The 14335-nt window shown below is 63.0% G+C and carries 14 protein-coding genes; 6 read left to right on the plus strand and 8 right to left on the minus strand.

The window, feature by feature from the left end; genetic code table 11:
• Positions 1–255: enoyl-CoA hydratase/isomerase family protein (locus VFL62_RS07915; protein WP_325171814.1), on the plus strand; the 255-nt coding region annotated here is incomplete at its 5' end.
• A gap of 198 nt (positions 256–453) precedes the next feature.
• On the opposite strand, the gene VFL62_RS07920 is transcribed toward VFL62_RS07915, so the two are convergent.
• The 3 genes from VFL62_RS07920 to VFL62_RS07930 form a co-directional block, all read right to left on the minus strand.
• Positions 454–780 carry a low affinity iron permease family protein gene (locus tag VFL62_RS07920; RefSeq protein ID WP_325171815.1) on the minus strand — a complete coding sequence of 109 codons (327 nt, stop codon included), beginning with the start codon at positions 778–780 and terminating at the stop codon, positions 454–456.
• Between the two features lie 33 nt (positions 781–813).
• Positions 814–1608 carry an enoyl-CoA hydratase gene (locus VFL62_RS07925; protein ID WP_325171816.1) on the minus strand — a complete coding sequence of 265 codons (795 nt, stop codon included), beginning with the start codon at positions 1606–1608 and terminating at the stop codon, positions 814–816.
• A gap of 148 nt (positions 1609–1756) precedes the next feature.
• A complete protein-coding gene (locus tag VFL62_RS07930; protein ID WP_325171817.1) occupies positions 1757–2962 on the minus strand; it encodes an ABC transporter substrate-binding protein in 1206 nt (401 codons plus the stop codon).
• Between the two features lie 152 nt (positions 2963–3114).
• Here VFL62_RS07930 and VFL62_RS07935 point away from each other — a divergent pair, with 152 nt between their 5' ends.
• Positions 3115–3897 carry a thermonuclease family protein gene (locus tag VFL62_RS07935; RefSeq protein ID WP_325171818.1) on the plus strand — a complete coding sequence of 261 codons (783 nt, stop codon included), beginning with the start codon at positions 3115–3117 and terminating at the stop codon, positions 3895–3897.
• 91 nt (positions 3898–3988) lie between these two features.
• Positions 3989–5422, plus strand: coding sequence for a M48 family metalloprotease (locus tag VFL62_RS07940; protein WP_414644647.1), 1434 nt, complete (start codon positions 3989–3991; stop codon positions 5420–5422).
• Between the two features lie 177 nt (positions 5423–5599).
• Here VFL62_RS07940 and VFL62_RS07945 read toward each other — a convergent pair whose 3' ends face one another.
• The 5 genes from VFL62_RS07945 to VFL62_RS07965 all read right to left on the minus strand — a co-directional run bounded on the left by VFL62_RS07945 (position 5600) and on the right by VFL62_RS07965 (position 12323).
• Positions 5600–6421, minus strand: a complete 822-nt coding sequence (locus VFL62_RS07945) for a CarD family transcriptional regulator (protein WP_414644646.1) — start codon at positions 6419–6421, stop codon at positions 5600–5602.
• Between the two features lie 420 nt (positions 6422–6841).
• Entirely contained in the window at positions 6842–7180 is a 339-nt protein-coding gene (fdxA, locus tag VFL62_RS07950; protein WP_325171821.1) for a ferredoxin FdxA, read from the minus strand.
• 111 nt (positions 7181–7291) lie between these two features.
• Positions 7292–7570, minus strand: a complete 279-nt coding sequence (locus tag VFL62_RS07955) for an RNA-binding S4 domain-containing protein (RefSeq protein WP_325171822.1) — start codon at positions 7568–7570, stop codon at positions 7292–7294.
• 20 nt (positions 7571–7590) lie between these two features.
• A complete protein-coding gene (locus VFL62_RS07960) occupies positions 7591–11058 on the minus strand; it encodes a helicase-related protein (RefSeq protein WP_325171823.1) in 3468 nt (1155 codons plus the stop codon).
• Positions 11059–11507: 449 nt separating this feature from the next.
• A complete protein-coding gene (locus tag VFL62_RS07965) occupies positions 11508–12323 on the minus strand; it encodes a DUF3108 domain-containing protein (protein WP_325171827.1) in 816 nt (271 codons plus the stop codon).
• 450 nt (positions 12324–12773) lie between these two features.
• Between VFL62_RS07965 and rpmB the strand changes: the two genes are divergently transcribed.
• The 3 genes from rpmB to VFL62_RS07980 all read left to right on the plus strand — a co-directional run bounded on the left by rpmB (position 12774) and on the right by VFL62_RS07980 (position 13867).
• On the plus strand, positions 12774–13079 hold the full coding sequence (gene rpmB / locus VFL62_RS07970; RefSeq protein WP_325171824.1) for a 50S ribosomal protein L28: 306 nt from the start codon (positions 12774–12776) through the stop codon (positions 13077–13079).
• A 218-nt stretch (positions 13080–13297) separates the two neighbouring features.
• Positions 13298–13510, plus strand: a complete 213-nt coding sequence (locus VFL62_RS07975; RefSeq protein ID WP_325171825.1) for a hypothetical protein — start codon at positions 13298–13300, stop codon at positions 13508–13510.
• A 105-nt stretch (positions 13511–13615) separates the two neighbouring features.
• The gene (locus VFL62_RS07980) at positions 13616–13867 is read left to right on the plus strand and encodes a hypothetical protein (protein ID WP_325171826.1); all 252 of its coding nucleotides are present in this window, start codon (positions 13616–13618) and stop codon (positions 13865–13867) included.
• Positions 13868–14335 lie beyond the last annotated feature (468 nt).

Genomic DNA, 14335 nt, shown 5'->3' on the forward strand with positions numbered 1-14335 from the left:
GGCCTTGCCAATGAATGCGTGCCGCAGGACCAGGTGCGCGAGCGCGCCATGAAGCTCGCTCAGGAGATCGCCGAGTGCTCGCCGCTCGGCCTGCTCTCGACCCGCGCCACGATGCGCGCAGGCCTTGCCGACCGAGTGCTCGCCGCCACCCATCACGAGTTGGCCGAACAGACGCGGCTGCGCGCCACCGAGGACTTCAAGGAAGGCGTCAAGGCCACTGAAGAGCGGCGCGTGCCCAATTTCAAGGGACGGTGAGCGCTGTTTACCTTCTCGCGTTGCGGAGAATGGAGCGATGTGCCGCATTTGGATTTCGACCGCGCAAGCGGATTGATGTGGTGTCGGACGGTGGCAACGCGCGAATCCTCCAAGCGCCGATCATTCAGCGAGGTAACCTTCTGCCTTCGCTCAACCTCACCGCCCGCATCGAAATCGCCAACGGCCCGCGCACGCGCGTTACTCGCTTGCTTGAGCCCGAGTCCGGAATTCCTCGACCTGCTCGGGCTCTTTATCGTCGAGCCTGGTGAGCTGATTTCGGGCATCGCCATTCGCCCGTAACAGCTCGTCAAGCTTGGCATGTATGGCCTGAGTATCGCGGTGTTCCGACCGTTGGATAAAGAGCGTCATCAGCAGCGTGGCAATTACCGCGACTGCATGCCATCCGAAGCTGCCGGGATCGAAAACGAACCAGAGCGCGGCGTAGAGCAGCACCAGGCCAACGACCCAGGGACGTGAGAGCCACGCCCCGAGATCGGTGAGCAATCTTTGCAGACGCGTTCTCATGTGAGGCAAACCGCACAGGAGACGGCAGGTTCCTCAGTGATTTTGAAACACCGGCTTGCGCTTTTCGACGAAAGCCTTGGCCGCTTCCTTGTGGTCGGCGGTCTCGTTGGCGCGCGCGTGATGCAGCGCTTCGCCGTCGAAGCAGGCTTCCAGTGGCAGGCGCTCCGCATTGTTGATGTTGCGCTTGATGTAGCCGTAGGCAATGGTCGGCCCCTGCGCCAGTGACATCGCGAATTCGCGCGCGGCCGCCTCACACTCGGCATCGGCCACCACACGCGTCACCATGCCGAGCGCGAGCGCTTCCTGCGCGCTCAACACCGGCGACAGCAGATAAAGCTCGCGCGCTTTGGCGCTGCCGAGCATCTGGGTGAGGAAATAGGTCCCGCCATAGTCGCCGGACAGGCCGACCTTGGCGAAAGCGGTGGTGATCTTCGCCGACTGAGAAGCGATGCGGAAATCGCAAGACAGCGCGATCGAGAGCCCAGCGCCGGCCGCCGCACCGTCGAGCTGCGCCACCACGGGCTTCGACATCTCATGAAGGATCCGCGAGACTTCCATCGCGCGCCTCAAGTTGATGTGCCTGCCTTCAAACGACATCGGCGCGCGGCTGCCGTCCGCCATCGATTTGACGTCGCCGCCGACGCAGAACGTGCCGCCGGCGCCCTTCAACAGCACCGCACGCACTTCCGGATCTTCGGCCGCGCGCTTGGCGGCCGCAACCAAGCCCATGGTCATGTCCGGGTTGAGCGCGTTACGGCGTTCGGGCCGGTTCATGGTGATGGTCAGCAGGCCGGAGTCGAGATTTTGCAGGACGGTTTCGGCGGTCATTATTTTTTGCCTTCTTCGTTGTTTGTTATCAGCCGTCATTCCGGGACACGCCGCAAGGCGTGGACCCGGAATCCATCTCACCGCTGAGCGTGTCGATTAATGGATTCCGGGCTCAGTGCTGCGCACTGCCCCGGAATGACGCTTCGCGTCATTTCTTCACCAACGGACAGCGCGAGGCCGACAGCGGCTGGAACGCATCGTCGCCGGGAATGGTCGCCAGCAGCTTGTAGTCGTCCCAGCGGCCTTTGGATTCCGACGGCTTCTTGACCTCGAACAGATACATGTCGTGCACCATGCGGCCGTCCTCGCGGATCCGGCCGTTTTTGGCGAACATGTCGTTGATCGGGGTCTCCTTCATGATCTTCATCACGGCGGCGGCATCGGTGGTGCCGGCCGCCTTGACGGCTTTCAGATAGTGGGTGACGGCCGAGTAGGCGCCCGCTTGCGCGCCGCCGGGCACCCGCCCGACCTTTTCCTTGAAGCGTTTGGAAAACGCACGGGTCTCGTCATTGAGATCCCAGTAAAAGGCCTCCGTCAGCAGCAAGCCTTGCGCGGTCTCGAGCCCGACGCTGTCGATGTCGGTGATGAAGGCGAGCAGCGGCGATATCTTCTGGCCGCCCTTCATGATGCCGAATTCCGCCGCCTGCTTGATGGTGTTGATGGTGTCGCCGCCGGCGTTGGCGAGGCCAATCACCTTGGCCTTGGAGGCCTGGGCCTGCAGCAAATAGGACGAGAAATCCGACGAGTTCAGCGGATGGCGGACATCGCCGAGCACCTTGCCGCCGGCCTTCTGCACGACATTCGCCGTATCCTTTTCGAGATCGTGGCCAAAGGCGTAGTCGGCGGTGATGAAGAACCAGCTATCGAGGCCCTGCTTGACCGCCGCAAGGCCGGTGACGTTGGCCTGCGAATAGGTATCGAACACGTAATGGACCGTGTAGGGGCCGCAGGCCTCGTTGGAGAGGCGGATCGAACCGGGACCGGAGAACATGACGATCTTGTTGCGGGCCTTGGCGACTTCGCCGGCCGCGAGCGCGGTGGCGGACGCCGCGACGTCGTAGATCATCTCGACGCCCTGATTGTCGAGCATGTCGCGGGCGATGTTGGCGGCGAGATCGGCCTTGTTGAGGTGATCGGCCGCGAGAACCTCGATCTTGCGCCCTAGTACTTCGCCGCCGAAATCCTCAACAGCCATCTTTACCGCCGTCTCTTCGCCGGGACCGGTGATGTCGGCGTAGAGCCCGGACATGTCGAGAATGCCGCCAAGCTTGAGCGGGGGCTTGCTCTGGGCGAGCGCCGCCGTCGAAACCAGCGCGCACATGACTCCCAAGACACCGGAAACAACCCGCCGCATGAAATTCTCCTCCCCTCTCGCATTGCGGTAGATCCGCAATTGCCATTATGGCGATCATGCCGCAAGCATAGGGCAGCGGCAAGCAAGTGGTCCAATCCTGCCGCTTTCCGTCACGTGGAAAGGGGCGAGCGTGCTGGATGGGCGTGTCAGCGATGTCAAACAGGTTTCAATGGCTGGCGGCGATCGCAGGGGTTGCGGTTTCCATCGCCATCATCGGTGCGGCGTCGGCGACGCCTTGCCTGCCGGAACCGCAGGGTGAAGGACGGGTGGCGGCGGTGATCGACAGCAGGAGCTTTCGCCTGGACGACGGGCGCGAAATACGTCTTGCCGGCATCGAACCGGCGTTCCCCGGAACCTCTTCGGCGGAACGCATGCGATCGCTCGCGACATTGCTTGCCGGGCGCAAGGTGCGGCTGCACGCCGACGATGATACGCCGGACCGTTATGGCCGGCAGATCGCCTTTGTGTGGCTGGTCGGCGATGAGAAGCTGGCTCAGCAGGAGATTCTGGCCGAGGGCGAGGCGCTGGTATCTCCAGATGTCAGCGACATGGAATGCGCCGGTACGCTTCTGGCCGCCGAGACCGCCGCGCGCGAGGCAAAAAGAGGCATCTGGGCCGACCCCACGGCCATAAAAAACACCGAAAGTCCGGGCGGTATTTTGGCTGGGATTGGGCGTTTTACACTGGTCGAGGGCAAGGTTCTGTCCGTTCGACAGGCGGGGGCAACCACCTATCTGAATTTCGGACGGAACTGGACACGGGACTTTGCTGTGACTATTCCAAGGCGGGCGCTCGCCAATTTGGCGGCGGCCGGCCTTGAACCTAAGTCTTTGGAAAATAAGCGTATCCGAGTCCGAGGATTTGTTGAAGCGCGTACCGGACCGCGAATTGAAGTGCTTCAGGCGGGGCAGATTGAGTTGATCGGCGAGAGATAACTCGCTGAAATCCTTCAGAGTGGCTGGCGTGGTGGACGGCGTGGGACATCGCAAGGCAAGAACGAGCCGGCTTTCGGCGGCGCTTAGCCTTTTGGGCGCATCGCTTTTGCTCGCCGGCTGCGGCGGCGATTTCACGCGCTTTCAGACCGCAAGCCCATCGCTGCCCTCGGCGCCCGCCAAACCGGTCCGCAGCACCTTTGTTCAAAGCCCCGCCGCCGAGAAGGAACATGAGCGCATCCTGTCGTCCTACGGCGGCGCCTATGACGACCCGAAGCTGGAAGGCCTGATCGGCAAGACCGTCGACCGCCTGGTAGCGGCCTCCGACCGGCCCGACCAGGCCTACAAGGTGACGATCCTCAATTCGGGGGCGGTGAATGCCTTCGCACTGCCGACCGGTCAGCTTTACGTCACGCGCGGCCTGATCGCGCTCGCCTGCGACACCTCCGAATTGTCCTCGGTGCTGAGCCACGAGATGGCGCATGTGCTGGCCAAGCACGCCGCCATTCGCGAGGACAAGGCGCGCGAAGCCGCCGTCGCCACCCGCGTTCTCACCGACATGGGCAACGATCCCGACATCACGGCGCTCGCGCTCGCCAAGAACAAGCTGACGCTGGCGAGCTTCTCGCGCACGCAGGAATTCGAAGCCGACGGCATCGGCGTCGGCATTTCGGCGCGCGCGCATTTCGATCCCTATGGCGCAGCGCGGTTTCTGTCGGCGATGGAACGCAACGCCGCGCTGAAAGCCGGCAAATCCTCGGTCGACCCGCGGGCGCAGGATTTTCTGTCCTCGCATCCGGCAACGCCGGAGCGTGTCGCCAACGCCCAGAACAGTGCGCGGCAATATACCTCGCCCGACTCGAGCGAACGCGATCGCGACAGCTATCTCGCCGCGATCGACAACATCGTCTATGGCGAGGACCCGAGCGAAGGCTTCGTGCGCGGCCGCAGATTCCTGCATCCCAAACTCGGCTTCACCTTTACCGCGCCTGAGAATTTCACGCTCGACAACACCGCGCAGGCGGTGATCGGCGTACGCGATGGCGGCGCGCAGGCGATGCGCTTCGACGTGGTGCGGGTGCCGGCCGAGCAGAGCCTCGGCGACTATCTCAACTCCGGCTGGATGGAAAACGTCGACAAGTCCGCGACCGAAGAGGTCACCATCAACGGCCTTCCGGCGGCCTCCACTGTCGCCAGCGGCGACCAGTGGCAGTTCAAGGTCTATGCGCTTCGCTTTGGCAACGATGTCTATCGCTTCATCTTCGCGGCCAAGCAGAAGACGACGGAAAGCGAGCGCAACGCACGCGAGACCGTGAACTCGTTCCGCCGATTGACGCTGGAGGAAATCCAGGCGGCGCGGCCCTTACGCATCAAGGTGATCAACGTGCAGCCGGGCGATACCGTGGAATCGCTGTCGCACCGCATGGCCGGCGTCGACCGTCCGGCCGAGCGCTTCCGCATCATCAACGGCCTCGAGGCCCACGCCCAGGTCAAGGCGCGCGACCGCGTCAAGATCGTGGTGGATTGACCCGCGAAAGCGCGTCATCCCCGGGCGCGCTTAACGCGAACCGGGCATCTCGCGCGGCGTCGCCCGCCTGACCCTCTATGCTCGGGCACCCTCTCCCACAAGGGGAGAGGGGAACAGCAACAATGAAAAAAGCCCGGTCTGATCGACCGGGCTTTTCGTTTTGAGCTTTGAAACAGCTTACGCGGCTTCGTCCGCAACGGCGGCATCGTCGCCGTCGATATCGGAATCGGCCTCATCGCCCTCGGCCTCGCCGTCCGCTTCAGCATCGGCTTCCGCCTTGGCGCCGCGGCGCGGGCTCTTGGCGAGCTGGCTTTCGATTTCCTTCACCGCTTCGGTTTCGGTGACGTGCTGCACCACCGCGATTTCGCGCGACAGGCGGTCGAGGGCGGCTTCGTAAAGCTGGCGTTCGCTGTAGGACTGCTCGGGCTGCGATTCCGAACGATAGAGATCGCGCACGACTTCCGCGATCGCGACGATATCGCCCGAATTGATCTTGGCTTCGTATTCCTGGGCCCGGCGCGACCACATGGTGCGTTTGACGCGGGCACGGCCCTTCAGCGTCTCCAGCGCTTTCTTCACCAGCGCCGGCTCTGAGAGCTTGCGCATGCCGACATTGGCGACCTTCGCCGTCGGCACCCGCAGCGTCATCTTGTCCTTCATGAAATTGATCACGAACAGCTCAAGCTTGGCGCCGGCGATTTCCTGCTCCTCGATCGCGAGGATCTGGCCAACGCCATGGGCGGGGTAGACCACGAATTCGTGGGTCTTGAAGCCCTGGCGCTGGGTCAGCGGCTTCTTGTCTTCGACGCGCGGTGCGGCAGCTACCGGCTTGGCGGCGACGACAGGCTTGGCAGCAGCGGCGGGCGCCTTGACGGCGGCCTTGGGCGCGGCGGCCTTCGGGGCAGGCTTATGGGCAGCGGTCTTGGAAGCGGCAACCTTCGAAGCAGTGGCTTTCGAACCGGACGCTTTCGCGGCAGTCTTCGCAGTCTTGTTGGGCATTGAGCTTCTTTTGTTTTTAGAGGACTTGGCAGCCGATGCCTTGGAAGTTTTCCGAATGTCCTTTGAAGACGCCGGGGCACGGCCTTTGGTTGCGCCTCGGCTAATGGCCGCGGCGGCTTTTTTTGACGCCTTCGAAGTACTCTTATTACGCGTTTTCTGTGACACAGCCTGCGCGCGGAAACTGCCACGCCCCTGTTCGATGTTTTCACGGGAACCCATGGGGCCCACAAGCTGGCTGCCGGGTTCGGCTAGTTAATGCGTCAATATAGCACATTTCCCGCAAAAATCAATGATTTATGCCCCCTCAGCGCCGCTGGGGGGTGCTTTTGTCATCGAAACCTCAAACAGGGTTAAGCCAAATAGCTGTCCACAGCACTTGCCGAGCCTGTGGATAAGCCTCCGAAAACCCGGCTCCTGACCTCAGTCGCCGGTCCCGGGGTTGGGAGAAAAATATTTCTCAAACTTGCCGTCCACGCCTTCGAATTCCTTGGCGTCGGCCGGAGATTCCTTCTTTTGGGTAATATTTGGCCAGGATTTGGCATATTCGCTGTTCACTTCGAGCCATTTTTCCAGCCCAGGCTCGGTGTCCGGCTTGATCGCATCGGCCGGACATTCCGGCTCGCACACGCCACAATCGATGCATTCGTCGGGATGGATGACCAGCATGTTCTCGCCCTCGTAGAAACAATCGACGGGGCAGACCTCAACGCAGTCGGTGTATTTGCACTTAATGCAGGCTTCAGTGACGACGTAAGTCATCCAGGGCTCCGAAACGGGTCAATTTTACCGGGTTGCGTAGCGCAGGAAGCACTGCGCTGCAAGGGAAGCTGGGCCATCAAGTCGCCTGACCCCATCAGGTCAGATAGTCACTCAACGCGGCCCAGCTGCAGCCCCCTGCAAATCGACATAAAGCACGCGAGCGGAGGCGGCATCGCCCCGCCGTTCGGCAAAGCCGATGACCTTGAGCACGCGCACCGAACGATCGAGTCCGACGGTGACGACGTCACCGGCCTTGAGCGCGTGGCCGGGCGAGGTCTCGCGCACGCCGTTGATACGCACGTGGCCGCCAGCGACGAGCGCGGCAGCACTGGTCCGGGCTTTCACCAGGCGGGCATGCCACAGCCATTTGTCGAGACGCTGGCGCTCCACGCAACTCCCGCGAAGATCGGTTAGTCCTTCCGGTTCGCCGTCATCTGCTCCTTGAGCGCGGCGAGTTTGGCGAACGGCGAATTGGGATCGATCGGACGATCGCGGTCACGCGGCCCGGCACTCGATGCATATTGCCGATGCGAGGGCCCGCTTTCCCGGCCACCACGATCGCGGTCGCGTCCGCCGCGGCCCTTGTCGCGCCCGCCTTCGCGAGGTGCATCGTCACGATCGCGGAACTTGGAGCGGTTGCGGTCCTCGCGTCCCTTGCCGTCGAAGCGCTCGCGCGGCCGGCCATTGCGATCGTCCCGCCGCTCCTCGCGCGCGGGCGCGCCCTCGGCCGCGGCTGCAACGGCACCCTCGGCCGGCTGATCGGTCCGCGGCTTGTTGAAATCACGGTGGCGGTCGCGCCGCCCGTGCCGATGGCGCTCGCGTTTGGCGCCCTCGCTCTGCTCGCCCGCAGCCGCTTCGCCGGGCGCGGTGACGCCCTCAGCCGCGCGGTCGTGACGACGATGCCCCCTGCGATCGTGGCGCGGCGGACGGCGCTCGTCGGAGCGGCCGCCGGGACGCCAGACCTCGACCAGCTCCGCCTCAGCGGGCGCAGCCGCAGCTTCAGCCGGCGCGGTCTCGCTCGCGCTCTGCGTAGCAGGAGATGTTTCTGCCAGAACCGTCGTTTCAGCCGCCGTGGACGGCGCGGCCTTCGTCGCTTCAGCGGTCGTGGTCTCCTCAGCGGTCGTCGCGACGTTCAGGATGTCCCGCGTTTGCGCAAAATCGACCTGAGGCAGCAGCGTGGTGGATGGGGCGGCAACTTCTTCGGCCGCCACAATAGTCTCGTCACCGGCCTCGGTGCTCGGTGCCGCTTCGACGGCCGGCAGCTCTTCGCCCGCCGGCGCAGCTTCGCTCGCCGCCGTCTCTGCACCTGCACCCGCCGTTGCGGCGGCAGGCACCTCTTCGGAGGGCGTGACAGCCGGTGCGGCTTCGGCCGCGGGCGCCGCCTCGACTGCCGACGGCTTGGGCGGCGCCGGACGGCGGTCCATGCGATAGCCGAGCGCGCGCAGGATCGAGGCGAAATCCTCGCCCGCCGAACCCGTCAGCGAGGTCATCGCCTGCGTTACCACGAAGCTGCGGCCATCGAACGCACCGGGCGGCTTTTCGCCCGGTGAGCTTTCACGCCAGGCGAGCGCCGGACGGATCAGATCGGCAAGCCGCTCCAGAATATCGACGCGCACCGCGCGTTCGCCGCACTGGCGGTAACCGAGCACGCGATAGGCATCGCGCGGCAGGGCCTTGTCGACCGGGAACGAGGTGCGGCCGCTGCCGGCCAGATGCTGCGCGCCCGACAGCGTGGAGAGATCGACATTGGCCTGCTTCAACGCCCAAAGCAGCGAGGCTAATGCGCGCGCCGCCGGCTTGAGCAGCGAAGGCACATAGATGTGATAGGCGCCGAAGCGCACACCGTATTTGCGCAAGGACGCCCGTGATGGCTGATCGAGGTCCTTCATTTCCGCGGAAATTTTCGAGCGCTCGAGCACGCCCATCGACTCGATCAGCTGGAAGGCGATGCCACGCGCAATCCCCGTGACATCCTCGGCCTTGCTCAATTCAAACAGCGGCCCGAGCAGCTTCTCGATATGGGTCTTCAGCCACAGATCGAGCCGGGTCTGCACCGCCTCGCGCGGCGCGCCGGTCAGCCGCTCGTCGGAAATGATGCGGATGCGCGGATGCAGCGCATCATCCGCCGCGGTGAGGCGCGCCACCGCATCACCGGTCCAGCGGATGGTTCCCTCCGACGTCAGCACAAACTGATCGTCGGGAGAAGCCGCAAGTTTTTCCGCCCGCGCATCGATTTCGCCGGCCAGCGCTTTTTGCGCGGTCGCCTGCAGCGCCTTGGCTTCAGAGCCGGCTTCCGCCGCGTCTGGCGCAAATGTAAAGCCGTCCAAGCGGCCAATCACATGGCCTTCGACGATCACTTCGCCGGTTTTGCCGATTTCCGTATTCAAAACCACATTCTCCCGCAGGCGGCGCATCAATACACTGGTACGGCGATCAACGAAACGCTCTGTGAGCCGTTCATGCAGCGCATCGGATAATTTATTTTCGACCTCGCGCGTGATCCCTTGCCAGTGCTCGGGGTCGGCGAGCCAGTCCGGACGATTGGCGACGAAGGTCCAGGTGCGGATTTGCGCAATCCGGCCCGATAAAGTGTCGATATCGCCGTCGACCCGGTCTGCCTGGTCGACCTGAGCGGCGAACCATGCATCCGGGATCCGCCCTTTTTGCATCAGGAATCGAAACAGGGTCGTGACAAGCTCGGCATGGGCGGCCGGCGCGATCCTGCGGTAATCCGGGATCTGGCAGGCCTCCCAGAGGCGCTCGACCGCTTTCGCGCCCTCCGCCATTTGCCGGATATCGGCATCGCGCGCGACATGATCGAGCACGCGCAGGTCCTCCGCGATCGGGGCCCGGGTCAGCACTTCATGGGCGGGCGCAAGCGCGAGCGAGACCTGGAGCGCGCCGACCGAGGAGAAGTCGAGCTTCGAATTGCGCCATTGCAGCATCCGCACGCTTTCGAAGGTGTGGTTCTGCAACGCGTTGACCAGTTCGGGTTCGAACGGCGCGCAGCGGCCGGTGGTGCCGAAGGTACCGTTACGGGTAGCGCGGCCTGCCCTGCCCGCAATCTGGGCAAATTCGGCCGGCGTGAGCCGGCGGAACTGGTAGCCGTCATATTTGCGGTCGGAGGCGAACGCGACATGGTCGACGTCGAGATTGAGACCCATGCCGATCGCATCGGTGGCGACGAGATAATCGACATCGCCGTTCTGGAACATCGCGACCTGCGCGTTTCGCGTGCGCGGGCTGAGCGATCCCAGCACCACCGCCGCGCCGCCGTGCTGACGGCGGATCAATTCGGCGATCGCGTAGACCTCATCGGCGGAAAAGGCGACGATCGCGGTGCGGCGCGGCTGGCGGGTGATCTTGCGATCGCCGGCAAATTCGAGTTGCGACAGCCGTGGCCGTGTGACGATGTTGGCGCCGGGGAGCAGCCGCTCGACGATCCCGCGCATGGTCGCGGCGCCGAGCAGCAGCGTCTCGTCGCGGCCGCGCCGATTGAGGATGCGATCGGTGAACACATGGCCGCGCTCGAGGTCGGCCGCGATCTGGATCTCATCGACCGCCAAAAACGAAACATCGAGATCGCGCGGCATCGCCTCGACTGTCGACACCCAGAACCGCGGCCTTGGCGGCTTGATCTTCTCCTCGCCGGTGATCAGCGCGACCGCCTCAGGTCCGGCGCGGTCGGCGATCTTGTTGTAGACCTCGCGCGCGAGCAGCCGCAGCGGCAAACCGATCAGGCCCGAGGAATGCGCGAGCATGCGCTCGATCGCGAGACTGGTCTTGCCGGTATTGGTCGGCCCGAGCACGGCGGTGACGCCCGCGCCGGGGGCCCTTCCGTTATTGGACGAAGAGAAAGGAGAAGACGAAACAGCCATGTTTTGAAGAGTTTCTACGGCTTTCGGCGGCGCGTGCAAATGGCGTGAAAATGAAGGTCGAAGCTTGTGATCGGATGTAGCTCGCGCCTGAAAGAGTGTCCCACAATGCGACGGTTGTGAGGGCGGGATTTAAGCTTCGGAACGAGTCTAGAACGAATCGCGCCCGAATCGCTGACTCCCGGGATCGTCCTGCTTCGTTCACTCAACATGTCGTGCAGATAACGACTTGCGGCACTAGATCAAGTTTGCCACGGCGCTGCAAGCGACGGTTTGACGACGGAAATCTTAAAATGCGCGCGACCGCTGAGTCGAATCAGAACCGGCCAGGAGTCAATGGGGATTCTGTGCGCTACCATCTGTCATTCCGGGGCGCGAGTGATAACGAGCGAACCCGGAATCTCATTCCGGGTCTGGTGCTTACGCACCATCCCGGAATGACGCCTTCGGCGTCAATTCGTCTTGGCTACGCGCGGCGGCGTCGGTGTGGTGACGAACGAGGTCGCTTCCAGCATGGCGACACCGAGATATGTCGGAATGACCAGACGATACGGAACCAGGATGCGGGTTCCCAGAACCGGTGCGAAGGCGATCTCGATATTGCGGGCCGCAGAGAGATGCTTGATCACCGGGCGGTCCGGGATATAGCCCGCAACCGGCGTGAAATAGATCGCGCAGACCACGACCGGCCCCCGATAGCCCTTCTCGGACTTCACGGTTTCCATGCGCTTGAATTCAAGCTTCAGGTCATAACGCATGCGCCCGTCGAATTCGGCCGCGCTACCGCGGCAGGCTTCCGGACTGACCGGATCGGCTGTGCCGGGCACACGCAGCATGGCGCCCGTCATCGGATCGAACACGCCCTTCTTATGGGCATCCGTCACCGGAATGCGGTCGGGATCGACCGGCGGCTCCGGCTCGATCGCAGATTCCTTGATAGTGCCATTGCTCAGCGCCATGTGGATCGTCTCGGACTTTTTCGGCGTGGAGGTCGTGGCGGTGTAGTTGGTCGGCACCAGCACGCCATTCACGACGCGTCCTTGCGCGTTGCTCGAGCCGGTACCGCTGGCAAAGGTTTTCAAGAGGCCCGCGGTGCCACCGACGGCGGAAGCGGAATATTGGTCGTCGGAGATGTCGATGTTCCAGGCGCCCCGGCCGACGGGAATGCCGGCGAGCGTCGCCTCATACTGCGCTTCGAGCTTGCCTTGGGCGAAAGCCGGCCGTGACGGCGAGGCGAGAATGACGGCAAAGCCGCACAGGCCGGCCAGAACCCACCTGAGCCGCGGCGAGGTCGAGCCGGGACTATTCACGGAAGTTGCGGTCCTCGAACGAAAGTGGATGAAATATTTCATTAAAGCAAAAAACCTGGCGAACAACGGCTTCGCGCGCTTTAGGTAAATCGGAGCGCCGCAAGGTGTTAGGACGTTGTTTAAGGACATCCTCTCGGGCATCGCGCTCCCAAAGGTGCGCGCGGCCACGTGGCATCCTATCATGGAACCCCGATATGGGCGGCGAATACGCCGTTTATGTGATAGCAGAAGCGGCAAAATGCCCGCCAAAAGCGGGATTTCCGGTCCTCTGTCGCCCCAACCCAACCTTGACGGCACCTTCATCTGCCCCTATACGTCCGCGGTTCCTCCAATGGACGAGTTTTTGACCCTTGGCGCTGCTCCATCCGATATGGGCGGAGGCCGGGATGGAAGAGGATTTTATCAACGATGTCGCGGCGCTGTGAACTGACGGCCAAGGGCCCGCAAGTGGGTCACAAGGTGAGCCACTCCAATATCAAGACCAAGCGGCGCTTCCTGCCGAACCTGTGCAACGTGACCTTCATCTCCGATGCACTCGGACGCAACGTGCGCCTGCGCGTCTCCACCAACGCGATCAAGAGCGTCGACCACAATGGCGGCCTCGATGCGTTTCTGCTGAAGGCCCGCGCGGCCAATCTCTCGCCGCGCGCGCTCGAGCTCAAGCGCCAGATCGAGAAGAAGGTCGGCGCACAGCCGGTGAAGAAGGCGAGCTGAGAGCTCACGCGGCTTTTCTCAAATTCAAAGCGGCCGGCTCGCAGGAGCCGGCCGTTTTATTTTGCCCACCAGCCATGATGAACGGCAGCTGAACCGGGCATGCTTCTCCCGCCGTTGTGAGACCGCGCGCCGCGATCGATCGTTACCGATCCTTCATCGGAACTTCGTTGTAATCGCGCGGCGCCTGCATAGGTGTTCTTCCAGAAAGGGAAGACATCATGAAGCAATCCGAAATCTTCCGCGAAAACGCCGAGAACTGCGCGCATCTTGCGGAGAGCGCCCCGAGCGAGCCGACGTTCAACCGCTACAAGCGCATGGAAGCCGCCTGGCGCGCGCTGGCTAACGAGCAGGACTGGCTCGATGGAGAGATTTCTCCCGCACGCATCGCCATGGCCAATGGTCATGCGCCAGTCGCTTCAAGCCAGGTCTAGCGCGGCGTTCGGAAGTCCGCATCGCTGGTGCCGCAAGGTCGATGCGAACTTCGGAATCAGGACACAAGCTCACTTTCGTCAGCAGAGGCCAATAAAGGTACCGCGATGAAAATTCTGGAACATCCCGAGAGCCACATTGTCAAAATGCAGGACGGATCGGCGTGGCAGATTTTTCCGGGCGACATCGATCAGACACTGACGTGGCTGCCGAACACCGAGCTGCGCCTGTTCGAGATCAACGACGAGATCGCCACCCACGCGCTTATCAACACTGACGACGGCACGCGCGTTCGGGTCCGGCAGCTCGGCGACAAATGGCCGGAATCCAAGGCGAAGCGAATCCTCAAGCAGGGTTGAGCAGCTCGTTCACTGATTTCCCGTTCGCTCCTGTCCCGGTGATGCAGCGCGCACCAGCGTATCCGGACCACCAAATGCACTGGAGGCGCGCTTCGGCGTAAACTTGCGCGCGTTGGCCACGGGAACAGCCGCCCGATCATCCCTTGGATGTGGCCGCAGCTCGGAAATATATCGAGAGTTGCAGGACCGCCGCGAGGGCCGACGCGCTCCGCGACATAACGTCCTGATATTCATGCCATGTCGGGCATTATTCACGGTTTATTAGCCGTTCCCTTCCAGACTCCGGTCCTGCCAAGTCTCGCGCTTGCGACGAGCTCGGCCACGAAAAGATCGAGCTCGACTTCATCCCTTGGCGGGCCAGGCGGCATCAAGTAGAGCGCAAGAGTTCCCGTAAGTTGAATCGAATTGGTGCATCGCTCAGTTTCGCGGTTCCGGAATCGCGTGTTCTGAGCGGTTTTCCCTAAGACC

Source organism: Bradyrhizobium sp. (genome assembly GCF_035701725.1).
Lineage (GTDB): Bacteria > Pseudomonadota > Alphaproteobacteria > Rhizobiales > Xanthobacteraceae > Bradyrhizobium.